The organism is Pseudactinotalea terrae (assembly GCF_009733845.1).
GTDB lineage: Bacteria > Actinomycetota > Actinomycetes > Actinomycetales > Beutenbergiaceae > Pseudactinotalea > Pseudactinotalea terrae.
The window spans coordinates 206,227-232,148 of record NZ_WNXZ01000005.1 but is presented as its reverse complement, the minus strand read 5'-3'; the positions used below and the strand labels follow the sequence as shown (position 1 = coordinate 232,148).

General features: G+C 70.3%; 26 protein-coding genes. 18 read left to right on the top strand and 8 right to left on the bottom strand.

Going from position 1 to position 25,922, the window contains the following annotated elements; genetic code table 11:
• Window positions 1-8 precede the first annotated feature (8 nt).
• The 8 genes from mshD (at window position 9) to pstB (ending at window position 8,765) form a co-directional block, all read left to right on the top strand.
• Window positions 9-842 carry a mycothiol synthase gene (gene mshD, locus GPA03_RS16445; RefSeq protein ID WP_241681346.1) on the top strand — a complete coding sequence of 278 codons (834 nt, stop codon included), beginning with the start codon at window positions 9-11 and terminating at the stop codon, window positions 840-842.
• A 29-nt stretch (window positions 843-871) separates the two neighbouring features.
• Window positions 872-1,276 (top strand): VOC family protein, encoded by a 405-nt coding sequence (locus GPA03_RS16440; RefSeq protein WP_156253116.1) that lies wholly within the window; start codon window positions 872-874, stop codon window positions 1,274-1,276.
• 54 nt (window positions 1,277-1,330) lie between these two features.
• The gene (locus GPA03_RS16435) at window positions 1,331-3,526 is read left to right on the top strand and encodes an RNA degradosome polyphosphate kinase (protein WP_156253115.1); all 2,196 of its coding nucleotides are present in this window, start codon (window positions 1,331-1,333) and stop codon (window positions 3,524-3,526) included.
• Window positions 3,527-3,530: 4 nt separating this feature from the next.
• The gene (locus tag GPA03_RS16430) at window positions 3,531-4,496 is read left to right on the top strand and encodes an NUDIX hydrolase (protein WP_156253114.1); all 966 of its coding nucleotides are present in this window, start codon (window positions 3,531-3,533) and stop codon (window positions 4,494-4,496) included.
• Between the two features lie 176 nt (window positions 4,497-4,672).
• Complete coding sequence (gene pstS, locus GPA03_RS16425; protein ID WP_156253113.1) at window positions 4,673-5,821, top strand: phosphate ABC transporter substrate-binding protein PstS; 1,149 nt, start codon at window positions 4,673-4,675, stop codon at window positions 5,819-5,821.
• 124 nt (window positions 5,822-5,945) lie between these two features.
• On the top strand, window positions 5,946-6,899 hold the full coding sequence (gene pstC, locus GPA03_RS16420; protein WP_206673613.1) for a phosphate ABC transporter permease subunit PstC: 954 nt from the start codon (window positions 5,946-5,948) through the stop codon (window positions 6,897-6,899).
• On the top strand, window positions 6,899-7,954 hold the full coding sequence (gene pstA, locus GPA03_RS16415) for a phosphate ABC transporter permease PstA (RefSeq protein WP_156253111.1): 1,056 nt from the start codon (window positions 6,899-6,901) through the stop codon (window positions 7,952-7,954). The genes pstC and pstA overlap by 1 nt, the downstream gene beginning before the upstream one ends.
• Window positions 7,955-7,985: 31 nt before the next feature.
• Window positions 7,986-8,765 carry a phosphate ABC transporter ATP-binding protein PstB gene (gene pstB / locus GPA03_RS16410; protein WP_156253110.1) on the top strand — a complete coding sequence of 260 codons (780 nt, stop codon included), beginning with the start codon at window positions 7,986-7,988 and terminating at the stop codon, window positions 8,763-8,765.
• 1 nt (window position 8,766) lies between these two features.
• Here pstB and GPA03_RS16405 read toward each other — a convergent pair whose 3' ends face one another.
• From GPA03_RS16405 to GPA03_RS16385, 5 genes are all read right to left on the bottom strand, one after another.
• Window positions 8,767-9,393, bottom strand: coding sequence for a septum formation family protein (locus tag GPA03_RS16405; RefSeq protein WP_156253109.1), 627 nt, complete (start codon window positions 9,391-9,393; stop codon window positions 8,767-8,769).
• 127 nt (window positions 9,394-9,520) lie between these two features.
• On the bottom strand, window positions 9,521-9,958 hold the full coding sequence (locus tag GPA03_RS16400) for a septum formation family protein (RefSeq protein WP_156253108.1): 438 nt from the start codon (window positions 9,956-9,958) through the stop codon (window positions 9,521-9,523).
• 102 nt (window positions 9,959-10,060) lie between these two features.
• On the bottom strand, window positions 10,061-11,059 hold the full coding sequence (locus GPA03_RS16395; RefSeq protein ID WP_156253107.1) for an inorganic phosphate transporter: 999 nt from the start codon (window positions 11,057-11,059) through the stop codon (window positions 10,061-10,063).
• 6 nt (window positions 11,060-11,065) lie between these two features.
• Window positions 11,066-11,704: a DUF47 domain-containing protein gene (locus tag GPA03_RS16390; RefSeq protein WP_156253106.1), complete on the bottom strand. Its 639-nt coding sequence runs from the start codon at window positions 11,702-11,704 to the stop codon at window positions 11,066-11,068.
• Window positions 11,705-11,966: 262 nt separating this feature from the next.
• Window positions 11,967-12,671 carry a winged helix-turn-helix transcriptional regulator gene (locus GPA03_RS16385; protein WP_156253105.1) on the bottom strand — a complete coding sequence of 235 codons (705 nt, stop codon included), beginning with the start codon at window positions 12,669-12,671 and terminating at the stop codon, window positions 11,967-11,969.
• Between the two features lie 142 nt (window positions 12,672-12,813).
• Here GPA03_RS16385 and GPA03_RS16380 point away from each other — a divergent pair, with 142 nt between their 5' ends.
• Genes GPA03_RS16380 through dtd form a run of 7 tightly spaced genes read left to right on the top strand, consistent with a single transcriptional unit; the run spans window position 12,814 to window position 17,988 of the window.
• Complete coding sequence (locus GPA03_RS16380) at window positions 12,814-13,545, top strand: hypothetical protein (RefSeq protein WP_156253104.1); 732 nt, start codon at window positions 12,814-12,816, stop codon at window positions 13,543-13,545.
• Window positions 13,546-13,601: 56 nt separating this feature from the next.
• Complete coding sequence (locus GPA03_RS16375) at window positions 13,602-14,189, top strand: heme-binding beta-barrel domain-containing protein (RefSeq protein WP_156253103.1); 588 nt, start codon at window positions 13,602-13,604, stop codon at window positions 14,187-14,189.
• A gap of 40 nt (window positions 14,190-14,229) precedes the next feature.
• On the top strand, window positions 14,230-15,324 hold the full coding sequence (ygfZ, locus tag GPA03_RS16370) for a CAF17-like 4Fe-4S cluster assembly/insertion protein YgfZ (RefSeq protein ID WP_156253102.1): 1,095 nt from the start codon (window positions 14,230-14,232) through the stop codon (window positions 15,322-15,324).
• A 33-nt stretch (window positions 15,325-15,357) separates the two neighbouring features.
• Complete coding sequence (locus GPA03_RS16365) at window positions 15,358-15,687, top strand: DUF2516 family protein (RefSeq protein ID WP_156253101.1); 330 nt, start codon at window positions 15,358-15,360, stop codon at window positions 15,685-15,687.
• The gene (locus GPA03_RS16360) at window positions 15,684-16,673 is read left to right on the top strand and encodes an asparaginase (RefSeq protein ID WP_241681345.1); all 990 of its coding nucleotides are present in this window, start codon (window positions 15,684-15,686) and stop codon (window positions 16,671-16,673) included. Before GPA03_RS16365 ends, GPA03_RS16360 begins: the two co-directional genes overlap by 4 nt.
• Window positions 16,670-17,566, top strand: a complete 897-nt coding sequence (locus tag GPA03_RS16355; protein WP_156253100.1) for a nucleoside hydrolase — start codon at window positions 16,670-16,672, stop codon at window positions 17,564-17,566. Before GPA03_RS16360 ends, GPA03_RS16355 begins: the two co-directional genes overlap by 4 nt.
• Complete coding sequence (gene dtd, locus GPA03_RS16350) at window positions 17,566-17,988, top strand: D-aminoacyl-tRNA deacylase (RefSeq protein ID WP_156253099.1); 423 nt, start codon at window positions 17,566-17,568, stop codon at window positions 17,986-17,988. Before GPA03_RS16355 ends, dtd begins: the two co-directional genes overlap by 1 nt.
• Window positions 17,989-18,148: 160 nt before the next feature.
• On the opposite strand, the gene GPA03_RS16345 is transcribed toward dtd, so the two are convergent.
• Window positions 18,149-19,141: a phosphotransferase enzyme family protein gene (locus GPA03_RS16345; protein ID WP_156253098.1), complete on the bottom strand. Its 993-nt coding sequence runs from the start codon at window positions 19,139-19,141 to the stop codon at window positions 18,149-18,151.
• Window positions 19,142-19,208: 67 nt separating this feature from the next.
• Between GPA03_RS16345 and GPA03_RS16340 the strand changes: the two genes are divergently transcribed.
• The 3 genes from GPA03_RS16340 (at window position 19,209) to GPA03_RS16330 (ending at window position 22,927) form a co-directional block, all read left to right on the top strand.
• On the top strand, window positions 19,209-19,727 hold the full coding sequence (locus GPA03_RS16340; RefSeq protein ID WP_156253097.1) for a gamma carbonic anhydrase family protein: 519 nt from the start codon (window positions 19,209-19,211) through the stop codon (window positions 19,725-19,727).
• A complete protein-coding gene (locus GPA03_RS16335) occupies window positions 19,724-20,248 on the top strand; it encodes an O-acetyl-ADP-ribose deacetylase (RefSeq protein WP_156253096.1) in 525 nt (174 codons plus the stop codon). Before GPA03_RS16340 ends, GPA03_RS16335 begins: the two co-directional genes overlap by 4 nt.
• Window positions 20,249-20,347: 99 nt before the next feature.
• On the top strand, window positions 20,348-22,927 hold the full coding sequence (locus tag GPA03_RS16330) for an ATP-dependent Clp protease ATP-binding subunit (protein WP_156253095.1): 2,580 nt from the start codon (window positions 20,348-20,350) through the stop codon (window positions 22,925-22,927).
• Window positions 22,928-23,026: 99 nt separating this feature from the next.
• Here GPA03_RS16330 and GPA03_RS16325 read toward each other — a convergent pair whose 3' ends face one another.
• Window positions 23,027-24,904 carry a hypothetical protein gene (locus GPA03_RS16325; protein WP_156253094.1) on the bottom strand — a complete coding sequence of 626 codons (1,878 nt, stop codon included), beginning with the start codon at window positions 24,902-24,904 and terminating at the stop codon, window positions 23,027-23,029.
• Between the two features lie 15 nt (window positions 24,905-24,919).
• Window positions 24,920-25,825: a MurR/RpiR family transcriptional regulator gene (locus tag GPA03_RS16320; protein WP_156253093.1), complete on the bottom strand. Its 906-nt coding sequence runs from the start codon at window positions 25,823-25,825 to the stop codon at window positions 24,920-24,922.
• Between the last annotated feature and the right edge of the window lie 97 nt (window positions 25,826-25,922).

Below are 25,922 nucleotides of genomic sequence, written 5' to 3'. Positions count from 1 at the left end.
TGGCGCAGATGGCACCGGAGACCTTCCGGGCGCTCGCGGATGCGATCGAGGCGCACGACGGCGTGGCCGCGTTCTCGGAGCAGAGCTTGCTCAACGTCACCCACCCTGCCCAGGACCGGGTGGTGCTGCACCTGCCGATCGAGCGGGAGGGCGTGCTGGTCGGCTACGCCCAGCTCGATCGCGGCTCGGCCGAGCTCGCGGTGCACCCCGACCATCGCCGCCAGGGTCTGGGCGCACAGCTCCTCGACGAGGTGCTCGCGCAGGCGCCCGACGCACAGGTCTGGGCCCACGGGCCGCATCCGGGTGCCGAGCCGCTCGCCACCGGTCGCGGTCTCGCCGTCACGCGCGAGCTCTGGATGATGACGGCGCCGCCGCCCACCGACGCGAACGAGCCGGAGATCCCGACCGACCTCCTCCTGACCACGTTCGACGCCGAGCGCGACGCCGAGGACTGGCTCGCGGTCAACGCACGAGCGTTCGCGAGCCACCCCGAGCAGGGCCGGATGACACGCGCGGACCTCGACGCCCGGCTCGCCGAGCCGTGGTTCGACGCGAGCGGCTTCTGGCTCGCGCGCTCCGCCGTCGACGGCGCGCTGCTCGGGTCCATGTGGACCAAGGTGAGTGACGGAGTCGGCGAGATCTACGTGCTCGGGATCGACCCCGAGGCGCAGGGGCGGGGGCTCGGTGGGCTGCTCACCGCCGTCTCCCTGCACTGGTTCGCGCAGCAGGGTGTGCGCGAGATCGAGCTGTACGTCGAGGGTGACAACGCCTCGGCGATCAGGACGTACCAGAGGGCGGGATTCCGGCGCCGACGGGCTGACGTGCAGTACGCGCGCCCGTAGGTTGGCCAGGGTCGGGAGGAGAGGGACCCATGGCACTGCGCTGGTACAGCACCGTGATCGACAGCCAGGACCCGAGCGCGCTCGCGCGCTGGTGGGCCGAGGCGCTCGACTGGCAGGTGATCTACGAGGCCGAGGACGAGGTGGTGCTCATCCCCGGCTACGTGAGCAGCGAGGAGGAGGTCCTGGCGATGGAGTGGGAGCGCATCCCGCCCGGCCTGGTGTTCGTCAAGGTTCCCGAGCCGAAGAGTGTGAAGAATCGGCTCCACATCGACCTCGCACCGCACACCGACGACGACCGCGACGCCGAGATCGCCCGCCTCGAGAAGCTCGGCGCCACCCGGGAGGACGTGGGTCAGGGGGCGGGCGTCACCTGGACCGTGCTCGCCGACCCGGAGGGCAACGAGTTCTGCGTCCTGTCACCGCGGGATGCCTGAGCGCCGCGGCGGGCAGCGCACCCGCTGTTCACCCGCAGGTGCCACCATGTGCACATGAGCGTGGATGAGGCCACCGCAGCCAGCACGTCGGCGGACGCCGGGACCAGGGGCGAGCCGGGCCCGTTGCCCGAGGACCGGTTCGCAGACCGCGAGCTCTCCTGGCTCCGGTTCAACGAACGGGTGCTCGAGCTGGCCGAGGACCCCCACGTGCCGCTGCTGGAACGCGTCCGCTTCCTGGCGATCTTCGCCTCGAACCTCGACGAGTTCTTCATGGTGCGCGTGGCGGGGCTGAAGCGACGCATCGCGACCGGGATGGCGGTCACCGCCGCCTCCGGCCTCACGCCGCGGCAGGTGATGGAGCAGATCAGCGCGGCGGCGCACGAGCTGACCGCGCGTCACGCCCGGGTGTTCACCGACGACGTGCAGCCCGCTCTGCAGGCCGAGGGCATCACGCTCGTGCACTTCGACGCCCTCTCCGACTCGGAGAAGGAACGGCTGCACAAGTACTTCCGCCGCATGATCTTCCCGGTGCTGACGCCGCTGGCGGTGGACCCCGCGCACCCGTTCCCGTACATCTCAGGGCTGTCGCTCAACCTCGCCGTGATCGTGCGCAACCCCAGCAGCGGCAAGGAGCACTTCGCTCGCGTCAAGGTGCCGCCGCTGCTGCCGCGGTTCCTCGCCGTCGACCCGAGCGGCAAGCCCCGCTCGCCCGACGACGTGAGCGCCGCCGAGGTGGCCATGTCCTCGTTCGTGCCGATCGAGGATGTCATCGCCTCGTTCCTCGACTACCTGTTCCCCGGCATGGACGTGGTGGAGCACCACGCGTTCCGCGTGACCAGGAACGAGGACCTCGAGGTCGAGGAGGACGACGCCGAGAACCTGCTCAAGGCGCTCGAGAAGGAGCTGCTGCGACGGCGTTTCGGCCCGCCCGTGCGGCTCGAGCTCGCGGAGGGCTTCACCCCGAAGCTGCGCGAGATGCTGATCCGCGAGCTCTCGATCGGCGAGCAGGACGTGTACGAGCTGCCCTCGCCGCTGGATCTCACCGGTCTCAACGCGATCGCCGACCTGGACCGCGCCCAGCTGAGCTACCCGCGGTTCGTGCCGACCACCAACCGTGCGCTGGCTGAGGTCGAGAGCGCGAACCCGACCAACATCTTCACCGCGATCCGGGCCGGTGACGTGCTGCTGCACCACCCCTACGACTCGTTCTCCACGAGCGTGCAGCAGTTCCTCGAGCAGGCGGCGGGGGACCCGCAGGTGCTCGCGATCAAGCAGACGCTGTACCGCACCTCGGGCGACTCGCCGATCGTCGATGCCCTGATCGACGCCGCCGAGGCGGGCAAGCAGGTGCTCGCGATCGTCGAGATCAAGGCGCGCTTCGACGAGCAGGCGAACATCGAGTGGGCGCGCAAGCTCGAGCAGGCGGGCGTGCACGTCGTGTACGGCATCGTCGGGCTCAAGACCCACTGCAAGCTCTCGCTGGTGGTGCGTCAGGAGGCCGAGGGGCTGCGACGCTACTGCCACATCGGCACCGGCAACTACAACCCCAAGACCGCGCGCCTGTACGAGGATCACGGCGTGCTCACCTGCAACCCCGAGGTCGGCCAGGACCTGACGCGGCTGTTCAACCAGCTCTCGGGCTACGCGCCGAAGTCGAAGTTCCACCGGCTGCTCGTGGCTCCGCGCTCCATCCGCACCGGACTGATCGAGCGCATCGAGCGCGAGATCGAGCACCACGCCGCCGGCGGCGAGGCCTGGATCAAGCTGAAGATGAACTCGGCCGTGGACGAGGCGACGATCGACGCGCTGTACCGGGCCTCGCGGGCCGGGGTGCCGATCGACGTCGTCGTCCGGGGCATCTGCGGCATCAAGGCCGGGGTGCCGGGACTCTCGGAGAACATCCGGGTGCGGTCGATCCTCGGCCGGTTCCTCGAGCACTCCCGCATCTTCGCGTTCGCGAACGGGGGCGACCCGGACGTCTACATCGGCAGCGCCGACCTGATGCACCGCAACCTCGACCGGCGCGTCGAGGTCCTCGTCAAGGTCGTCGATCCCGATCACGTGGCCGAGCTCGTGGGTCTCATCGATGCGTCGATGGCGCCCACGACAGCCAGCTGGCATCTGATCGAGGACCCGGAGGAGGGTCAGGTCTGGCGTCGGGTCCATCTCGACGACGACGGCGCACCGCTCGCGGATCTGCAAGCTCTGCTGATGTCGGCTCACCGCCGCAGCACCGCATCCGGAAGGTAGCCACGTGGGGGCTGGATCTCGCAAGGTCGTGCTGGCGGCCGGTGCGATCGTGTGGCGTGTCCGCAAGCGGACCGTCGATGTGCTGCTGATCCACCGGCCGCGCTACGACGACTGGTCCTGGCCCAAGGGCAAGCTCGATCCGGGGGAGACGCTGCCGGCTGCCGCGGTGCGGGAGGTGGCGGAGGAGACCGGCGTGCAGGTGGTGCTGGGCAGACCGCTGCCGAGCGTCACCTACAAGCTCGCCAGCGGCTGCACGAAGGTCTCGCACTACTGGGCGGCCACCGTTCCGTCCGAGGACTCCCCGGCGCTCGCCGCCCGGCCGAAGGCCGCTCGCTCGAAGAACGAGGTCGACCAGGTCATCTGGGTGCCGGCGCAGAAGGCGCTGAAGATGCTCACCCGCAAGTCGGACCGTGCGCCGCTGGGCGCCCTGCTCGACTATCTGGACGAGGACCGGCTCGCCACCTGGGCGGTGCAGCTCGCGCGCCACGGCCAGGCACGCCCGCGCGCGACCTGGAGGGGCGGCGAGGCGACCCGACCCCTGACCGCGGTCGGCAAGCGGCAGGCCGAGGCGCTGGTGCCGTTGCTGTCGGCCTTCGGAGCGGAGGAGATCGTGACCTCGCCGTGGGCGCGGTGCCACGACACGGTGATGCCGTACTCGATGGCCACCGGGCTGGCGACGGTCGGCGCGCCACAGCTCACCGAGGTCGAGGCGAAGTCGGACCCGAAGGGTGCCCGCGCGCTGGTCGCCGAGTTCCTGCGGGTGCGGCGCGAGGGTGCGGTGCTCTGCCTGCACCGCCCGACCCTGCCGCTCATCCTCGACACGGTGGGCAGCCGCAGCGCCTATCGCGTGCGCGACGTGCTCCCCGAGCAGGACCCGTGGCTGCAGCCTGGGGAGCTATTGGTGCTGCATCTCGCCAACCCGGGCAAGCACAAGGCCCGTGTGGTCGCGGCCGAGCTGCACCGGAACTGATCCCGCTCCGTTACCCGGCCGTTACCTTGCACGGCTGTGGCTGGTGAGCAAGGTCACTGGCTCCACACAGGCCCGTTCACCTGCTGTTCACCTCGGTGCGGGGGTGCGGTCACCGCCCGCGCCTAGCGTCGGGGCTGCCCGAGTGGCTCGGGCCTGGACAACGAGAAGGATCGAACGTGAAGCTTGCACGTACTCGCCCCGCGAAGACGGCGGCCCTGGCGTTGCTCGGTGCGGTCGCCCTGACCTTGACCGCCTGCGGCCCGGGCAGTGTCGACGACGGCGGCACGACCGGCGGCGACGACGAGAACACCTCCGAGGAGGGCGGCGCGGAGCTGTCCGGCACGCTCGCCGGTTCCGGCGCGTCCTCGCAGGAGAACGCCCAGAACGGCTGGATGGCCGGCTTCACCGAGGCCAACCCCGGCGTCACGGTCAGCTACGACCCCACGGGTTCGGGCACCGGTCGCGAGCAGTTCCTCAACGGGTCGGTGCTCTTCGCCGGGTCGGACGCGGCGTTCGACGAGGAGGAGCTCGGCATGGCGAGCGAGCGGTGCCTCGACGGCGAGGCGCTGGAGCTGCCCCTGTACATCTCGCCGATCGCGGTCATCTACAACCTCCCGGGTGTCGAGGCGGAGCACATCAACCTCACCCCGCAGGCACTGGCGGGCATCTTCGCCGGTGAGATCACCACGTGGAACGACCCGGCGATCGCCGAGGCGAACCCCGACATCGAGCTGCCGGAGATCACGGTCGTACCCGTGAACCGTTCCGACGACTCGGGCACCACCGAGAACTTCACCGAGTACCTCTCGGCGGTCGCCGGTGACGTCTGGACCCACGGCCCGATCGAGACCTGGCCGATCCCCGGCACCGTCTCCGGCGCGCAGACCTCCGGCATGATCGACACCGTCTCCAGCCAGGAGGGTGCGATCGGCTACGCCGACGCCTCCCGTGCCGGCGACCTCGGCACCGCTGCCATCGGTGTGGGGGAGGAGTTCGTGCCGTACTCCGCCGAGGCCGCCGCCGCCATCGTCGACGCCTCGCCGGCGACCGAGGACGCGACCGACAAGCGCCTCACGATCGAGCTGGCTCGCGACACCACCGAGTCGGGCACCTACCCGATCGTGCTGATCTCCTACCTGATCGCCTGCGACACCTACGAGAACGAGGCCGACGCCACCAACGTGGCCGCTTACCTCTCCTACATCGCGAGCCCTGAAGGCCAGGACCGCGCCGCCGAGCCGGATGTCGCCGGTTCCGCACCGATCTCCGAGGACCTGCGCACGCGTGTGCTGGCCGCGATCGACTCGATCAGCGCAGCAAGCTGATCTCCCGAGGGGGAACAATGGACGCGGGCGGGGGGCTCCTCAGAGCTCCCCGCCCCGTACCGTGCCTGGAGAGTGAAGGGTGGCACGTGAGCTCACTGACACGAAGGAGAAGCCGGTGTCCGCGGTGACCGGGACCGAGACGATCAGACGCGGCCCCGCGCCGGGTCGCGTCGGGAACTTTGTCTTCAAGGGGCTGTCCTCAGGTGCGGGCATCCTCATCGTCGTGCTTCTCGGCCTCGTCGCGGGCTTCCTGCTCTACCGGGCGATCCCGGCGATCACGGCGACCCGCGACCAGCTGGAAGCCGTCGGCTTCATGCGCGGCGAGAGCCTGCTCAGCTACGTGCTGCCGCTCGCGTTCGGCACCGTGCTCTCCTCGGTGATCGCGTTGGTGGTGGCCGTGCCGTTGAGCATCGGCATCGCGCTGTTCATCTCGCACTACGCACCGCGCCGGCTGGCCCAGGGCCTGGGCTACCTGATCGATCTGCTCGCTGCGATCCCTTCCGTCGTCTTCGGTCTGTGGGGTCTGTCGTTCCTCCAGCCGCGAGTGGGGCCGCTGTTCGAGTGGCTCTCCACGAACATGGGCTGGTTCCCGCCGTTCTCCGGCTACCTCGGCCCTGCCAAGAACATCGCGATCGCCAGCCTCGTGCTGGCGGTGATGATCCTGCCGATCATCACCGCGACGATCCGCGAGGTCTTCCTGCAGACGCCGCGCCTGCACGAGGAGGCCTCGCTGGCCCTGGGCGCGACGCGCTGGGAGATGATCCGCCAGGCTGTCCTGCCGTTCGGGCGCTCCGGCATCATCTCGGCGGCGATGCTGGGCCTCGGTCGAGCGCTGGGCGAGACGATGGCCGTCCTCATGGTGCTGGCACCGGGCTTCCTCGTGAACTTCTACATCCTGCGGCCGGGCCAGCACCAGTCCGTGGCCGCGAACATCGCGAACCAGTTCCCCGAGGCGAGCGGCCTCGGTGCTGACGTGCTCATCGCGACCGGCCTGTTCCTGTTCGTGCTGACCTTCGTGGTCAACCTGGCTGCCCGGTGGATCATCAACCGCCGCGCCGAGTTCTCGGGAGCCAACTGATGAGCGCCGTCACGGTTCCTCCGAAGCCTGTCCGCCGCACCCGGCGGCTGCCGCGGTACGTGCCCTGGGCGGTGCTCGCCGGCTCGCTGGCGCTCGGTGCCCTCGTCTCGCTGCTGACCGGCGAGGTGACGGTGACCGGGGTGGTCGGCTTCGGCGCCATCGTCTACGTGGTCGCGATCACCGTGACCTCGCACGTGGTCGAGGGAGCGCGCTGGGCCAAGGACCGGCTCGCCACCACGCTCGTCACCGCGGCATTCGCGCTGGCCACCATCCCGCTGATCTCCTTGGTCGTCCTCGTGGTGGGCAACGGCGTCGAGCGGCTCAGCTGGGCCTTCCTCAACGACGACATGGTCGGCATCTACGGCTCGATGGTCGAGGGAGGCGCCTTCCACGCGATCATCGGCACGCTGCTCATCACCGGCCTGGCATCGGCGGTCGCGATCCCGCTCGGCCTGCTGACCGCGATCTACCTCACCGAGTACGCGACGCCGGGACCGCTGAAGCGCGCTATCACCGTGCTGGTCGACGTCATGACCGGCATCCCCTCGATCGTCGCGGGCCTGTTCGCTGCCACGCTGTTCATGATCGTCGCCGGGCCGCAGTACAAGGCCGGGGTCATCGGTGCCGTCGCGCTGGCACTGCTGATGACGCCGGTCGTGGTGCGGTCCTGCGAGGAGATGCTCCGGCTCGTCCCCAACGAGCTGCGGGAGGCGGCCTACGCCCTCGGTGTCCCGAAGTGGCTCACGGTCCTCAAGGTCGTGCTGCGCACCGCGATCGCCGGCATCACCACCGGCGTGATGATCGCGATCGCCCGGGTGATCGGTGAGACCGCGCCGCTGCTGATCACGGTCGGCATCGTGGCGAACGTCAACCTGAACGTCTGGGACGGTCGTATGACAACCCTGCCGGTGTACGTCTACCGCCAGTACGCCCAGGGCGGCGCGAGCGTGGATCGCGCGTGGGCCGGCGCGCTGACCCTCATCCTTATCGTCATGCTGCTCAACCTGGTGGCCCGCCTGGTGAGCAAGGTCTTCTCCCCGAAGGGCGCCCGCTGACGCGGGGCCGGAAAGTACAGGAGCACCCACCGTGTCCAAGCGCATCGACGTCAGCGACCTGAACGTCTACTACGGCGACTTCCTCGCCGTCGAGGGTGTCGACATGGTGATCGAGGCCCGCTCGATCACCGCCCTCATCGGCCCGTCCGGCTGCGGCAAGTCCACCTTCCTGCGGACCCTCAACCGCATGCACGAGGTGATCCCCGGCGCCCGCGTCGAGGGCAAGGCCGTCATGGACGGCATGGACCTGTACGGCAAGGGGGTCGATCCCGTCGAGGTCCGCCGTCAGGTCGGCATGGTGTTCCAGCGTCCGAACCCGTTCCCCACGATGTCGATCGCCGACAACGTGCTGGCGGGGGTCAAGCTCAACAACCGCCGCATGCCGCGGGCACTGCAGGCGGAGACCGTCGAGCGCGCCCTGAGTGGGGCGAACCTGTGGAACGAGGTCAAGGATCGCCTCGACCGCCCGGGCTCCTCGCTGTCAGGTGGTCAGCAGCAGCGGCTGTGCATCGCCCGGGCGATCGCCGTCGAGCCTCAGGTGCTGCTGATGGACGAGCCCTGCTCGGCGCTGGACCCGATCTCCACGCTGGCGATCGAGGACCTGATGAACGACCTGAAGGACGAGTACACGATCGTCATCGTCACGCACAACATGCAGCAGGCGGCGCGCGTGTCCGACCGGACCGGGTTCTTCAACATCGCCGGCACCGGCAAGCCCGGTCACCTCATCGAGATGGACGACACCTCGGTGATGTTCTCCAGCCCGTCCGAGAAGGCGACCGAGGACTACATCTCCGGCCGCTTCGGGTGAGCTACAGGCCGGAGCCCTCGAAGCTCTCGGTCGTCGTCGACAGGTCGGCGTAGAACGCGAGGCAGACGATCTCGCGGTCGCCGACCGCCCAGGACTCCGGCGACGGGCCGAGCCCGTCGAGCTCGAGCGCCGAGTCCGCGGGCGCCGTGCCCACGAACGCCTCGAACTCGGCGCCGCAGAGCTCGCTGATCGAGGTGGTCAGGCTCTCTTCGCCGGGGTACTCGCCGTCAGGCAGGGTGACGAGGGCGAACACCTGCGCATCGTGCTCCGCGGTGCAGTCGACGGTCGGCAGCTCACTGACGCCGCCGTCAGCACCCATGAGGTCGACGAGGTTGAGGCACGCGCCCACCTCCGCGGTGGGGACGTCCTCGAGGTCAGGGCTCTCCGCGCCCTCGTCCGTGGGCTGCTCGTCGGTCGGGTCCTCGCCGGCATCGCTCGTGGGGTCTTCGGTGGGCGCCTCGGTGACCTCCTCGGAGGTCTCGTCGGTAGCGGTGTCCGAGCTGCTCGAGGTGTCGGGCGGCGACTCGTCCTCGCCACCGCTGCCGCACCCGGCGAGCGAGACGAGGAGCGCGCTGCCCACGACGGCGCGCAGCAGGATGGGACCGATCGTCGCTCGAGGGGTACGCACGGGGTCTCCTCCGGTTGCTCAGCTGCCTCGGATCGCGAGGTGGGTTCGTCACGCTACCCGAACGACCGATGGCTCCGGCCATCCTGCTGAGCAGGAGGGCCGGAGCCATCGGTGAGGTTCGGTCGGGTCAGATGCCCGCACCCTCCCAGGACTCGGTGGCGTCCTCGGCCGAGACAGCGAAGCAGAGGACCTCGCGGTCATCGGCCTGGTCCCAGGTCTGCTCGGTGGGGTGGATGTAGCTGACCTGCAGCGAGGACTCGCCGACCGCGGTGCCGACGAAGCTCTCGAACTCGGTGGCGCAGCCCTCGTCGGCCTCGGTCTTGAGAGCATCCAGGCCCGGGAAGTCGCCGTCTTCGAGGTCGAACTTCCCGACGACCTGCGCGTCGTGCGGCTCGGAGCAGTCGACCGTCGGGATCTCGGTGATCTCCTCCGACCCCAGTTCATCGGTCACGATGCACTCGCCGACCTCGGCGGTGGCGACCTGGCCGCCGCAGGCGGCGATCGAGCTGATCAGACCCACCCCGGCCAGCGCGGCCAGAGTGGTCGAGATGAGGCGGTTCTTCACGGTCGTGTGCTCCCCTTGGAGGTGGTGATTGCTGCTGGTTCGCGGTCGAGTCTAGGGGCAAGCGCCCCGGTGCGGCCCGTGCCGCGATGGGCAGCACTACCCTCAGACGAACAACGAGATCACGAGGTAGATCACGGCGGCGACGGCCGCCGCGGCGGGAATGGTCAGGACCCAGGCGGTGGCGATGCTGCGAGCCACGCCCCACCGGACCGCGGACAGCCGTTTGGTGGCACCGACGCCCATGATCGCCGAGGTGATCGTGTGGGTGGTCGAGATCGGCGCGTGGAACACGAACGCCGTCGTGTAGAGCACCGACGCCGCGACCGACTCGGCCACGAAGCCGCGCGCCGGGTCGAGCTCGATGACCTTGCGGCCGAGGGTGCGCATGATCCGCCAGCCGCCCGCGTAGGTGCCTGCCGAGATCGCCAGGGCAGCGGAGAGCTTCACCCACCAGGGGATCTCGGTCGTGGTCTGGACGCCGCCGGCCACGAGCGCCAGCACGATCACGCCCATCGTCTTCTGCGCGTCCTGCAGGCCGTGCCCCAGCGCCATCGCGCCGGCCGAGATCGTCTGGGCGATCCGGAAGCGGCGGAACGTCCGGCCGGGCGCGGAGTTCCGGAAGATCCACAGGACGGCGATCATCACACCGAACGCCAGCGAGAAGCCGACCAGCGGTGAGACCACCATCGGGATGACGACCTTCTCGAGGATCACGTCCCAGTGCACGTCCGTCAGCGAGGCCAGCCCGGCGCCCATGAGGCCGCCGATCAGCGCGTGCGAGGACGAGGAGGGCAGGCCACGCCACCAGGTGATGAGGTTCCAGGCGATCGCGCCCACCAGTCCCGAGAGCACCACCAACAACCCGTGCGACCCCACCGGGGCGTCGATGATGCCGCTCCCGATGGTCTCGGCCACGCCGGTGCCGAGGAACGCGCCGATGAGGTTCATGACGGCGGCGAGCAGCAGCGCCGTGCGCGGCGTGAGCGCGCGGGTCGAGACCGAGGTGGCGATCGCGTTGGCTGCGTCGTGGAAGCCGTTGGTGTAGTCGAACGTCAGCGCGATGACGACGACGAGCACGACCAGTACGAGAGTGAGCTCCACCGGTCCTCAGGATTCCTTGAGGAAGATGGTCTCGATGGTGTTGGCGACCCCCTCGAAGCTGTCAGCGGCGTCCTCCAACGAGTCCACGACGCCCTTCAGCTTGAGCATCTCGACGACGCCGGCCGGGCTCTCCTGGTAGATGGGGAGCGAGAACAGCTCGGCGGTCAGGTTCCGGTAGGCGCGGTCGCCCTCGTTCTCGAGACGGTTGATCTCGATCCAGTACTCCTCGAGCCCCTCCAGGGTGCGGAGCCGCGGCATCGCATCGGCGGTCAGCTCGGCGGCGCGCTGCAAGGTGGTCACCTGATCGTTGACGCCCTCGGGGAGCTGATCGATCGCGTAGAGCTTGATCATCGCGCCCCCGGCGTCCATGTAGTCCATGCAGTCGTCGAGCGCCGAGGCGAGCGTGTAGATGTCGTCGCGATCGAACGGTGTGACGAACGTCTGGTTGAGGCGCCGCATGATCTGGTGGGTCGCTTCGTCGGCGTCGTGCTCGGCGTCGTTGAGGCGATCGACGAGGTCCGACCGGTCGCTGGGGTCGGCACCGACGATCTGGGCGAGGAGGTCCGCCCCGGTCACCAGGTGTCCGGCCAGCGTCGAGAACAGATCGAAGAAGGTGGTGTCGCGCGGCGTCAGACGCAGGCGCATGGGAGTTCTCCGTGTGTGTGGGGCCGCGGATCGAGCCCAGGCTAGGGCACCTTACGCCGGGGCGAGGGGGATCTTGACACCTGGGTGCGTGATCGCAGACACCGTACGGACACCTCGCATCCACTCCCGGAGCCCCGGGTGGAGCGGCGCCAGCAGGAACGCCTACACTCGACGCCGATGCCGGGCCGCACCGGCCCCGGGCTCCAACATCAGCCGCTACGAGCGGCCTTCGCGCCGTCAGGCGCTGGTCGGTCCGGCATCATCATCCGGCGTCGTCCTCGGTGTGCTCGCGCCGGTCGCGCTGGGTCTCGAAGCGGTAGCCCACGTTGCGGACCGTGCCGATCATCGAGTCGTGCTCGGGGCCGAGCTTGGCGCGAAGCCGTCGCACGTGCACGTCGACCGTGCGGGTGCCGCCGAAGTAGTCGTATCCCCACACGTCCTGCAACAGCTGGGCACGGGTGAACACCCGGCCGGGGTGCTGCGAGAGGAACTTCAGGAGCTCGAACTCCTTGTACGTGAGGTCGAGCGCCTCACCGCGCAGCCGCGCGGTGTAACCGCCGGAATCGATGTGAAGCTCGCCGGCGTCGATCTCCTCGGAGTCGTCCTCCGGAGCGAGGCGGCCGCGATCGAGCACGAGCCGGATCCGCGCGTCGACCTCGGCCGGGCCGGCGTCGGCGAGCACGACGTCGTCGATGCCCCAGTCCATCCGCACGACAGGCAGTCCGCCCTCGGTGAGCACCAGCAGCAGCGGGACCTCGATCCCGGTGGTGCGCATCAGCTGCGACGTCGAGCGGGCCCGCGCGAGGTCACGGCGACCGTCGAGCAGCACGCAGTCGACCTCGGTGGCCTCGAGCAGCGCCGAGGGCTCGAGCGGAACCACGCGGACGCGATGAGGCAGCAGAGCCAGGGCGCCGAGCACCTGCGCCGACCCACCTGGCTCTGAGGTGAGCATCAGCAGGTGCGCCATGCCAGTCCTCTCGCCAGTTGCTGAAGTCTAGGGGGACGAGAGAGCCACCCGCGACGGCCGGTACGGTGAGCGGTGCGGTCGGCGCCCGCTCGATGCCACGGGTGCACCGCCGTCCAGACGTCCGAGGGGGTGGTGGGTCAGCATGATGAGGCGAGCGTTCCGTGCCGTCGTGACGGCGACCGCTGCCGCCGGTGTGGGCATCACCGCGTTCGGCGAGCGACCGCTGCTCATCGGCACGGTCGCCGGGATCTGTGCGTTGTTCTCGATCGGGTGGCCCACGCTGCTGGGGCTGCCGGCCCGCCGGGGTGCCGTGGTGGTGCTGCTGCTGACCTCCGGGGCGGCGGTCACGGTGGTCGAGATCACCGAGGACGTGGCCTGGGCCGCCCTCGTGCTCGCGGGTTCGGTGCTGGCCGCTTTCGTCAACGAGCTCGCACGCCGTGACGGCCGCCCGCGGCTCGTGGAGTCGGTCTCGGGGGTCGTGGCCGGGTGCGCGATCGTCGTCGCGGGGGTGGGATGGCTCGCGATGGGCACCGGTGGTTCCCAGGTGGGGCTGGTGCTCACCGGCTCGGTGACGCTCGCCGCAGCGGCGGCCCTGTCGGCAGCCCCCATCCCGGCCCCCTACTCCGCGATCGTGACGATCGTGCTCACCGCCGTCGTCGGCCTCCTGATCGGGTACCTGCTGATCAGCGTGGGCATGACCACAGGCGTGCTCATCGGGCTCGCCGCCGGCGTGCTGATCGCCACGGTGCACCACCTGTTCGGCCAGTTCCCCTCCTCGAACCGCCTGTTCCCCGCGATGTCGGCGGCGATGCTGCCGGTCGCCGTGGCGGGGTTGCCGGTGTACGTGCTCGGCCGCGTCCTGCTCGCGGTCTGAGCCGGCCCGGCCCGCGTCGGTGCGCGGGCGCCGGTCGGACTCATTAGGCTCGGCCCGTGACGTTCTCGTTCCCTGAAGGTCTCGCGCCCGAGGTGTACCCGCTGGCGTGGCTGGTCGGCCGCTGGCGCGGCCCCGGTCTCGTGGCGTACCCCGACATCCCCAAACGGGCGATCGTGACCGAGGTCAGCTTCGACCACGACGGCGGCCCCTACCTGCAGTACGAGGCGACCAGCTGGCTGCTCGACGGCGAGCTGGACTCGCTCGAGCAGCGGGTCGATGTCGCGGGGTTGCGTGCCGGGGAGGTCTGGTCCTCGGAGACCGGCTACTGGCGTGTGACCCCCAAGCCTCCTGATGATGCCAGCTCGCTGACCGGCGAGAGCACCTCCGGTGCGCCCGTGAGCGAGGTCGAGGTGCTGCTGGCCGACCCCAGCGGCTACGTGTCGGTCTATCTGGGCCGCGCGCAGAGCCCCCGCATCGAGCTCGCCACCGACGTCGTGGCCCGTACCAACATGGGCGCCGAGGTCACCGCAGCCAGCCGGATCTACGGGCTGGTGCAGAGCGAGCTCTTCTGGGCCTGGGACATCGCGGCCTTCGGGCACGAGCTGCAGTCGTACGCCTCCGGGCGGTTGCAGCGCGTCGACTGAGGCACGGAATGGAAGCGACGCCGTCTGGCTTGAGGTGGACATGAGCTCTCCGTTGCTGACCAGGCCCGGTGCCGTCGCCGCAGGTGGCGTCGACCAGGGCGTCGCCGCGCACTACGGCGAGCCGATCGCCGAGCAGCGCGCCCTCGTGCGCGGTATCGGCCTCACCGACCTGTCCCACCTCGGTGTGGTCACGGTCACCGGTCCCGACCGTTTGACGTGGATGAACTCGCTGTCGACCCAGCAGGTCGCCGATCTCGCCCCCGGCGCCTCCACCGAGCTGCTGCTGCTCGACCCGAACGGGCACGTCGAGCATGCCGCCGCCACGATCGACGACGGCGAGACGCTCTGGCTGATCACCGAGGCCACGCATGCCGAGCGGCTCAGCGCGTTCCTCGACTCGATGCGGTTCATGCTGCGGGTCGAGGTACGACGCGCTGAGGACGTCGCGGTGCTGGGGACCAGCGCCGACGGCCCCGCGCTGCGCCTGCGCGATGGTGGTTCGCCGTTGCGGTGGCAGGACCCGTGGCCGGCGGTGGCCCCGGGCTCGTCCACGTACGCCAGCGCCACCGAGCACCCCGGTTCCGCGCGGTCCGCGGCGCTCTGGCTGGTGCCCCGCGAGCAGCTGGTAGACGTCGTCGACGACGCGACCGGTGCCGGTGCGCGGCTGGCGGGCGTGCTCGCGTGGGAGGCCCTCCGAGTGGCTGCGTGGCGGCCACGTCTCGCGCGTGAGGTCGACGACCGCGCGCTGCCGCACGAGCTCGACTGGCTGCGCACCGCCGTCCACCTCTCGAAGGGCTGCTATCGCGGCCAGGAGACGGTCGCGCGGGTCTTCAACCTCGGCAAGCCGCCGCGTCGGCTCACGTTCCTGCACCTCGACGGCTCGGACCACACCACCCCCGAGGTCGGTGACCCGGTGCTCTCGGGCGACCGCGAGGTGGGTCGGGTGACCTCGGTCGCACGGCACCACGAGCTCGGCCCGATCGCGCTCGCACTGCTCAAGCGCTCGCTCGACCCCGAGGCCGACCTCGTCGTCGGGACCGTGGCGGCGTCGCAGGAGACGATCGTCGCGCCCGAAGGGGTCGGCACCGGCCGGCCGGACCCGATCGACCGCTCGGGCCTGCGCCGCCGGCCCTGACGTGCGCGCCCGGCGGTGGCCTAGGCTGCTCGGGTGGGTTTGATCGGAACCATCCAGCAGTACCTGTTCCTCGGCCTCGCGCTCGTCGGACTCGGGCTCGAGCTGTGGGCGCTCGTTCACGCTGCCCGCACGCCCAACCGGAGCTTTGAGGTGGCCGACAAGCGCACCAAGAAGTTCTGGGTCATCGTGCTCGCCGTGGCCGTGCTCCTCGGATTCCTCGCGCTGCCGCCGCCGATCGGGTTCTCACCGCTGCCGGTGATGTTCGGGCTGCTCGCGATCGTCCCGGCCGGCATCTACCTCGCCGATGTGCGACCTGCGGTGCAGCGCTACTCGGGTCGCGGCGGCGGCTCCAGTCGCTGGTGAGGCCGGCTCCGGGGCTGCTGCGGACGCCGCCGGGCGAGCCGTTGGCGTGGGTGGTTCGTGGCCGCCTCGCCGAGTCCGTGCACACCGGGCACATGCTCGTGCTCGACAGCGTCTCGGAGCGCCTGCGGGTCGGCGACCCGGACTCGCCGCTGTTCGCGCGATCCTCCCTCAAGCCGATCCAGGCGCTCGCGATGCTGCGCGCCGGGGCGAACCTCGACGGCGCCCAGCTCGCGTTGGCCTGCGGGTCGCACGTGGGCTCGGACGAGCACGTGCGTGTCGCCCGCTCGACCCTGGCCTCCGTGGGGTTGGCCGCTGACGCCCTCCAGAACACGCCCGACTGGCCGCAGGATCGCCGGGCGCGCTCCGCCGTCGTCCGCGCGGGCGGTGGACCGACCGCCCTCACCCAGAACTGCTCGGGCAAGCATGCGGCGATGATCGCCACGTGCGTGGCCGCGGGCTGGGAACCGAGCACCTACACCTCGCCCAGCCACCCGCTGCAGCGCCGGATCGCCGAGACCCTCACCGAGCTGACCGGGGTGCGTCCCGACGAGGTCGCCGTCGACGGCTGCGGTGCTCCGCTGCTCTCGAGCACACTGCGTGGGCTGGCTCGTGCGTTCAGCACCCTGGCCGACGCCGGTCCGGGCACCCTGGAGCGGCGGGTCGCCGACGCGATGCGCGCCCGCCCGCAGCTGGTCGCGGGCGAGGGGCGCACCGACACCGAGGCCATGCGCTCCACGCCCGGGTTGATCTGCAAGCACGGGGCCGAGGGCGTGATCGCCGCGGCGCTGCCCGGCGGCCGTGCGGTGGTGGCGAAGATCGCCGACGGGAGCGCACGCCCCGCCCCCGTGCTCCTCGCCGAGGGGTTGCGGCGGCTGGGCGAGCACGGTCCGTGGGAGTGGGAGAAGGTGCCGGTGCTCGGTCACGGAGAGCCGGTCGGCTCCGTGGTCGCCGCCGTCGAGTCCTGGCAGGAGGACAGCCGGTCGTGAAGGTCCTGCTCGACACCGACATCGGTTCGGACATCGACGACGCGGTCTGCCTCGCCTACCTGCTCGCCCACCCCGACTGCGAGCTGCTCGGCATCACCACGGTCAGCGGCGAACCGGTCGAACGGGCCAAGCTCGCGAGCGCGGTCTGCACGGTGGCCGGCGCCGAGGTGCCGATCTACCCGGGCGCCGGGTCGCCGCTGCTGGTGCCTCAGCGTCAGGTCGACGCCCGGCAGGCCACCGCGCTCGACCGTTGGGAGCACCGGACCGAGTTCGATCAGGGCGCCGCGGTGGAGTTCCTGCGGCGAACGATCCGCGCACATCCTGGCGAGGTCACGCTGCTCGCCATCGGGCCCCTGACCAACATCGCGCTGCTGTTCGCCGTCGACCCCGAGATCCCGTCGCTGCTCAAGCAGCTGGTGCTGATGTGCGGGCGGTTCCTGCCCGGCGAGGGCGCCCCGGTGGCGGAGTGGAACGCCTTGATCGACCCGGCGGCCACCGCGATCGTCTACCGGGCGCGACCGCCGCTGCACCGCTCGATCGGCCTCGACGTCACCACCCGGACCACGATGACCGCCGCCGAGGTGCGCGAGGACTTCCGCTCCCCGCTGCTGGCGCCGGTGCTGGAGTTCGCCGAGGTCTGGTTCGCATCCGGGCAGCCGGTGATCACCTTCCACGACCCGCTCGCCGCGGCCACGGTCTTCCAGCCGGACCTGTGCACCTACCAGGAGGGGATCGTCGAGGTGGAGCTGGAGGAGCCCGACTCCCTCGGCGCGACCGCCTGGCTGCCCGGCGACGCCGGCGCACCGCACCAGGTGGCGGTCACGGTCGATGTGGATCGCTACTTCCAGGACTTCTTCGCCGTGATCGACGCCGCCTTCCCGCCCCCGCGCTGATGCGTGCTGTGCTCCAGCGGGTCACCTCCGCGCAGGTCAGGGTCGACGGCGAGATCACCGGGCAGATCGCGGCGGGTCTGGTCGCGCTCGTCGGGGTGGCGCCCGCCGACACCACGGCCGAGGCGGCCACGATCGCGCGCAAGATCGCCGACCTGCGCATCCTGCGTGACGAGCAGTCGGTGGCCGAGGCCGGCGCGGGCGTGCTCGTGGTCTCCCAGTTCACCCTCTACGGCGACGCCCGCAAGGGCCGCCGGCCCTCGTGGTCCGGCGCCGCACCCGGCGAGGTCGCCGAACCGCTGGTCGAGCACGTGGTGACGGTGCTGCGGGAGCGAGGCATCGCCGTCGGGACTGGGGTCTTCGGCGCGATGATGGAGGTCGAGCTCACCAACGACGGGCCGATGACGCTGATCCTCGAGACCTAGGACGCGTCTCCCAGCTCCCGACCTGCTGCGCAACGCCCGACACGCGCCCTGGCGGCGTTGCATCCTCTCGAAAGCCAAACCCGGGCTTCCTTCGAGATTGCGCCTTGCCATGGCACGCACCGGGCGTCGCTCGCGACGGCCCGGAGCTGGGAGACACGCCCTAGAGGATCCGCGTGAACCGCCCGGTGCGGAGCCAGTGCCGGAGCCGCTCGATCGAGATCACCAGGTAGTCGTCGGCGTCGGCGCGCAGGGAGGCGGTCGAGCTGGCCAGCAGGGCGTTGGCGAGCAGCAGCTGCCGGCTCGCGAGCATCGCCTCGAACACCTCGGGGTCGGGGAGCGGCAGGTCGCGCATCGCCTGGTACCCCTCCCGCATGCCGGCCTCGGCGCCGTCGAAGGTGTCGCGCACGTAGAAGGTGCTGATCGCGAGGTCCAGCGCGGCGGTCCCGAAACCGGAGTCGTCGAAGTCGAAGACCGCCAGCTCGCCGTGGTTCCACTTGAGGTTCCCGCTGTGCAGGTCGGCGTGGATGGTGATGACCGGCTCCCGGAACGCCTCGGCGAAGGCGAGCCGCGCCCGGCTGAAGGAGTCCTCGAGAACCTGGGCTCCGCCGTCGGGAAGGTCGTGCTCGGTCAGACCGCTGAGCAGGTCCTCGTCCCCGAACAGCGGCTCGTCGAAGACGGCGAGCGAGCTGCCCTCGGGCGGCGTCCAGGTGGTCGCGTGGTTGTGCATCGTCGCCATCGTCACGCCGAGCTCGTGCGCCTGCTCGAGCGAGAGCTGACCGATCTCGCTCCCGGGCAGCCAGGACGCCGCGACCACGGTGAACGGTCGCTCGAGGTCCGCGTGCTCGACGACGGTGTGGCTCGCCCCGTCCGGTCCGGTCACCGGGTTGGGGACCAGGACCGTGGTCTCGCGCGCGAGTGCGTGCATCCACTCGTGCTGCGACTCGAGGTGGCTCGGCGTGCTCTGGGAGTTGGTGAGCACGCGCACGGCGTAGCGGCTGCGATCGGTGGTGCGGACGCGGAAGGTGGTGTTGTAACCGTGGTGGACCGCCACGATGCCGGCGACCTCCAGGCCGAGCTGCTCGGCCCCGGCCGAGGCGACCGGGCGCAGCGCGGCGACCTGCGACTCGGCGTCGAGATCGGCATAGGCGGCCATGGCTCGAGGGTAGGAGAGTCGGGGCGGGAGGGTTCACGTATCCGCCGGCAGGCCCCATGATCAGAGCATGATCATCGAGCTTCCCGACCGTGACGGACCCCAGATCGCCGACGACGCATTCGTGGCACCGACCGCCTCCGTGATCGGGCAGGTGCGCCTCGAGGCGGGTGCCAACATCTGGTACGGCGCGGTGCTCCGCGGCGACGAGGACGAGATCGTGATCGGCGCCGGGTCGAACGTGCAGGACAACTGCGTGGTGCACACCGACCCCGGCCACCCGGTGCGGGTGGGTGCCAACGTGACGATCGGGCACGGCGCGATCGTGCACGGCGCGCACGTGCACGACGGCGTCCTCATCGGGATGGGCGCGACCCTGCTCAACGGTTCGGTCGTGGGATCCGGCTCGGTCATCGGGGCAGGGGCGCTGGTGTCGGAGGGTGTCGAGATCCCGCCGAACTCGCTCGTGCTCGGGGTCCCCGGCAAGGTGCGCCGCGAGACCACGGAGCAGGAGCGGGAGGCGATCGGGCGCAGCGCGCCGGGGTACGTGGCCCGCGCTGAGCGGCACCGTGCGGGGGTGCAGCGATGACCGTGCGCATCGAGGCGGTGCAGGGCGACATCACGGCCGAGCAGGTGGACGCGATCGTCAACGCCGCGAACTCCTCGCTCCTGGGTGGCGGCGGGGTCGACGGTGCGATCCATCGCGCAGCCGGGCCGGCCCTGCTCGCCGAGTGCCGGCGGGTCCGGCAGGAGGAGTACCCAGACGGGCTGCCGACCGGCCGGGCCGTGGCCACCGGCGCCGGGGACCTCGCCGCGCGCTGGGTGATCCACACGGTCGGCCCCGATCGGCACCGCGGCCAGACCGATCCGGCCCTGCTCGCCTCGTGCTTCACCGAGAGCATGCGCGTCGCAGCCGCTCTGGGCGCGAGCTCGGCCGCGTTCCCGGCCATCTCGGCCGGGGTCTACGGATGGGACGTCGAGGAGGTGGCGAGCACCGCCGTCGGCGCGGTCCGTGGCCTGTCCGACGACGGTGGGGCGGGGTCGGTCGAGCTGGTGCGGTTCGTCCTCTTCTCGCCGGATGCGCTGGCGGCGTTCGAGGCCCAGCTGTAGCTGCAACACGCTCTCTGCCTGCGGCGAACAGGGGCAGATCGAGGGGGTAGCGGTGGTTAGCCTTGTCGAAAGCCGCAACCGCCCGTTGGGAGAAGTGTCATGTTCGAGAGGTTCACGGACCGTGCTCGGCGCGTTGTCGTGCTCGCGCAAGAAGAAGCGCGCATGCTCAACCACAACTACATCGGTACCGAGCACATCCTGCTCGGCCTGATCCACGAGGGCGAGGGCATCGCCGCCAAGACGATGGAGTCCCTGTCGATCTCGCTCGACGCCGTGCGTCAGCAGGTCCAGGACATCATCGGTGAGGGGCAGCAGGCGCCGGTCGGGCACATCCCGTTCACGCCGCGCGCCAAGAAGGTGCTGGAGCTGTCGCTGCGCGAGGCGCTGCAGCTCGGCCACAACTACATCGGCACCGAGCACATCCTGCTCGGGCTGATCCGCGAGGGCGAAGGTGTCGCCGCCCAGGTGCTCACCAAGCTCGGTGCGGATCTCGGCAGGGTGCGCCAGCAGGTGATCCAGCTGATCTCCGGTCACCAGGGCGGCAAGGAGAGCGTCTCCGCCGGCGGCCCGCAGGAGGGGACCCCCTCCGGCTCGGCCGTGCTCGACCAGTTCGGGCGCAACCTCACGCAGGCTGCCCGCGACGGCAAGCTCGACCCGGTCATCATGCGCAGCAAGGAGATCGAGCGCGTGATGCAGGTGCTGAGCCGCCGCACCAAGAACAACCCGGTGCTGATCGGTGAGCCGGGCGTCGGCAAGACCGCCGTCGTCGAGGGCCTCGCGCAGGACATCGCCCGCGGGGAGGTGCCGGAGACGCTGAAGGACAAGCAGCTCTACACGCTCGACCTCGGTGCGCTGGTGGCCGGTTCCCGCTACCGCGGTGACTTCGAGGAGCGCCTCAAGAAGGTGCTCAAGGAGATCTCGACGCGCGGCGACATCATCCTGTTCATCGACGAGATCCACACGCTCGTCGGTGCGGGTGCTGCCGAGGGAGCGATCGACGCGGCGAGCATCCTCAAGCCGAAGCTGGCGCGCGGCGAGCTGCAGACCATCGGTGCGACGACCCTCGACGAGTACCGCAAGTACATCGAGAAGGACGCCGCGCTCGAGCGTCGCTTCCAGCCGATCCAGGTGGCCGAGCCCACGCTCACCCACACGATCGAGATCCTCAAGGGGCTGCGCGACCGGTACGAGGCGCACCACCGTGTCACGATCACCGACCCCGCGATCGTGGCGGCTGCCAACCTCGCCGATCGCTACGTGAACGACCGGTTCCTGCCGGACAAGGCGATCGACCTGATCGATGAGGCCGGTGCGCGGCTGCGCATCCGTCGCATGACCGCTCCGCCGGAGCTGCGCGAGCTCGACGACAAGATCGCCGAGGCCAAGCGCAGCAAGGAGTCGGCGATCGACGACCAGGACTTCGAGCGCGCAGCACGCCTGCGTGACGAGGAGAAGCGCCTGGTGGGCGAGCGCGCCGACAAGGAGAAGGCGTGGCGCAACGGCGACATGGACAACGTCGCCGAGGTGGACGAGGAGCTGATCGCCGAGGTGCTGGCCGCCTCGACAGGCATCCCGGTCTTCAAGCTCACCGAGGAGGAGTCCAGCCGACTGCTCCGCATGGAGGATGAGCTGCACAAGCGCGTCATCGGCCAGGAGGAGGCCATCAAGGCTCTCTCCCAGGCGATCCGGCGCACGCGTGCGGGTCTGAAGGACCCGCGCCGACCGGGTGGTTCCTTCATCTTCGCCGGCCCCACCGGCGTCGGGAAGACCGAGCTCGCCCGCACGCTGGCCGAGTTCCTGTTCGGTGACGAGGACTCCCTCATCCAGCTGGACATGAGCGAGTACGCCGAGAAGCACACCGTGTCCCGGCTGTTCGGATCACCGCCCGGATACGTCGGTTACGAAGAGGGTGGCCAGCTCACCGAGAAGGTGCGTCGCCGGCCGTTCTCCGTGGTGCTGTTCGACGAGGTGGAGAAGGCGCACGCCGACATCTTCAACTCCTTGCTGCAGATCCTGGAAGAGGGGAAGCTCACCGACTCGCAGGGCCGGGTCGTGGACTTCAAGAACACCGTCATCATCATGACGACGAACCTCGGTACCCGCGACATCAGCAAGGGTCTGCTCACCGGCTTCCAGGCCGGCGGCGACCTGTCGACCAGTTATGACCGGATGAAGATCAAGGTCAACGATGAGCTCAAGCAGCACTTCCGCCCTGAGTTCCTCAACCGCGTCGACGACGTCATCGTGTTCCCGCAGCTGAGCAAGGAGCAGATCTACGCGATCGTCGACCTGATGATCGCCAAGCTGGCCACGCGGCTCGCGGACAAGGACATGGGCATCGAGCTCACCGAGGCGGCCAAGGAGCTGCTCGCGGACCGCGGGTTCGACCCGGTGCTGGGTGCACGGCCCCTGCGTCGCGCGATCCAGCGCGAGATCGAGGACCAGCTGTCGGAGAAGATCCTGTACGGCGAGCTGAAGGCCGGTCAGAAGGTGATCGTCGACGCCAAGGGCGAGGGTCTGCTCGGCGAGTTCACCTTCAGCGGGGTGCCGTGGTCCGAGCTCACGGAGGACGCGCCTGTCGTCGACACCGCGGACGAGCCGGTGGCGGTGGGCGCGATCCACACCGACACCACGGAGCTGCCGGGCTCGCCCGGCGCGGAGAAGGCCCAGGGCGCCTGACGGCCCGCAGCTGAACGAGGCCGGGGGCCGTCGTCGAGAGATCGACGGCGGCCCTCGGCTCGTGCGCGGCCAGGTGGCCGACCGTGACCGGCCCCGGAGTCAGCGGGGAGTGAACCGGACCAGCACCGCGCGGCCGGCCTCCAGCCGGTGCATCGATCGCTGGCCCTTGTTGCGCCAGCGCTGGCTCGCGGGCTCGAAGGCAGCGACCTTCTCGATCACCTCGTCGTTGGCGCGCAGCGTGACGTCCGCGGGTTCGTGGCGCGAGAGGTTCGCGACGAGCGCGTAACGGTCGGCGCCCGGCCCGCTGAACCGGCCGAGCGCGACGGCGTCGCCCTCGATCGCGAGCAGGTCGTCGTCCGGCTCGAAGGGGGTCAGGCCGTCGGGGACAGGGTCGATGCTTGCGGCCTGCACGGCCGTCGACGTCAACGGCAGCAGCTCCTGGCCGATGTGGGCGAGGTAGCTCGTGTTGACCTCGGTGGTGTGGTCGTACAGCGGGGTGCGCTCACCCTCGACGGTCAGGATGCCGCCCGTGAAGTTCTCCCCGCGGGCCGGGTCGGGAGTCCAGTACGTGAAGTACTGGATCCCCTTGCAGCCGTAGGCCAGGCTGATGTTCACCTGCCAGTAGAGGTCCGCCAGCGTGGGGATCGCGTGGTTCGTGTAGCCCACGGACTGCACGTAGGCCCAGGTCGGGATGCCCTCCGGCAGCGCGGCCTCGCGGACGTTCGCCCAGTTCCGGAAGTAGCCGCCGTCCTCGCCCTGCGCGAGGATCGGATAGCGGTCGAACGAGAGCAGCTCGGGATCGAGATGGTCGACGGCGGCCTGGTAGTCGAACCCGGGCAGGTGGTTGACGTAGGGCAGGCAGTCGGGGTCGATCTCACGGATGAGGTCGAGCACCGTCGCGAGGTCCGGCAGCTGACCGACCGAGGGCTCGTCATAGACATGCAGGCCCACGAAGCTCTCGAAGCCGCTGTCCGCGCCCGGTTGCCGCCAGGCGCTGAGGTCGCCCGAGAAGTCCTCGGTGAGCAGGGTGCTGCCGTCGGCTGCGGTGACGATCACGTCGTCGAACGTGGCGGACTCGGATCCCGCCTCGCGGAACCCGACGCTGCCCGAGGTGAACGTCGTGTCCGTGGTGGTGTCGACGACCTGGCCGTTGACGCTGGTCGTGATCGTCGAGCCCACGACGCTGGTCTCGACGTCGTAGGCGACGCCCGGTTCGATCGCGAAGGGAAGGATGACCTCCGACACCGAGGGTGCACCGTTGACGAAGATGGCCTTGGTCAGCTTGCCCGCCGTGCCGATGTTGCTGATCAGCCAGACGTAGGCGTTGGCCTCGTCCTGGATCCGGAACGCCCACCCGGACTGGGCGTAGCCGCCGGCGCCGGTGGGCAGCGGGGTGCTGGAGAAGCTGAAGGTGTAGTCGGTCCACCCGGTCCCGGCGGTGGCCCAGCCGATCGAGCCGTTGCCGGTGCCACCGTCCACCAGCAGTCGACCATCCCGGAGACGCCAGTAGCGGGTGGGTGAGTAGCGGCCGATGATCTCGCGCAGCTTGGCCTCGGCCTCGGCGCGGGTGAGAGTAAAGGTGCCGCCGTCGTCGGAGATGCGGAACTGGTGGGTGAGCCAGCGCAGGTCGCCGTCGTCGACCAGCACCTTGAGGCCGACCTCGTCGGCGATACCGAGGGCGTGCCGCTGGATGTAGTGGTCGGCGTACAGGTAGTTGTTGGTGTGCACGTAGGTGAAGCCCGCATCCTTCATCTCCTGCCAACGCTCCACGGTGGTCTGCAGCGGCGGCGGTGGCCAGAACACGCCGATCGGGAACTCGTCGCCGGCCAGCAGCGGGCCGCCGGTACCGACCGCTGCGGCCACGGGTCCGCGCGCGAACGCTGGTGCTGCACCGAGAGATCCTGCGGCGGCGAGTGCCCCGCCGAGGGCGCCTCCCATGCGGAGGAAGCCCTTGCGGGTGAGGCTGTGCGAGGTCATCGTCGAACCCTTCGGTCAGCGGCGTGGTCGCCGGTCGTGTGACATCTGGTGTGCTTTGACCGCGCCAGCGGTCAGCGTGAGGAGCGCGCTCGCGCGGTCATAGGTCAGCTGGCTGACGGCGAGGTAGAGCATCTCGACCACGGCCAGCTCGGCGAACCGACCCGCCAGGGGTCCCTGGCCGAACGTCGTCGCGTCCGAGACGGTGATCAGCGTGTGGGCCGCGACCTCGGCCAGGGGGGAGCGCGGTGAGCCGGTGATGGCCGCGGTCACCGCACCGGCCTGCCGGGCCGCGCGGAGCATCTCGACCGTCTCGGTCGTCTCACCGGTGTAGGAGACCGCGATGGCGACGTCGGACTCGCCGAGCAGGCACGCGCCGACGAGGCCGTCGTGCACGTCGGTGAACGACCATGTGGGCACGCCGATCCGGCTGAGCCGTAGCTCCAGCTCGCTCGTCATCACCGCGGAGCCACTGACGGCGTAGAGCTGGACCCGCCCCGCGGTCGCGATCGCTTCGGCGACCTGGCGCACGGCGTCGAGATCGAGCCCGGACAGGGTGTCGCGGACGGCCAGGGTCTGGACTGTCGCGAGGGTGCGGGCGACCTTGTCGAGGGGGTCGGTCGGCGAGATGGTGCGTGAGATATCGAGCTCCCACGGTGAGCTCCCGGCGCTGGCGGCATCGGCCGCCACCGCGACCCGGAGCGCCGGGTAGCCGTCGATGCCGAGCCGTCGGCACAGCCGTGACACCGCGGAGGGTGACGAGCCGCCGGCGTCGGCCAGATCGTGCAGCGTGCCGGCGACGGCTCCCTGCGGGTCGGCGAGCACCACCTCGGCGACCTTGCGCACCGACGCCGGGAGCTCGGGGAGGAGCCGGCGGAGGTCGGTCAGGATCCCGGTGGATCGCAGCGACGGCGTCGATGCCATGACAGGAAGTGTCAACTAGCGGCCGTCGCGCTGTCAAGAGTGACAGGAAGTGTCGGTGGCGGCGGTCGCGATCGTCGGAGTCGGGCCGGTGTTTGAC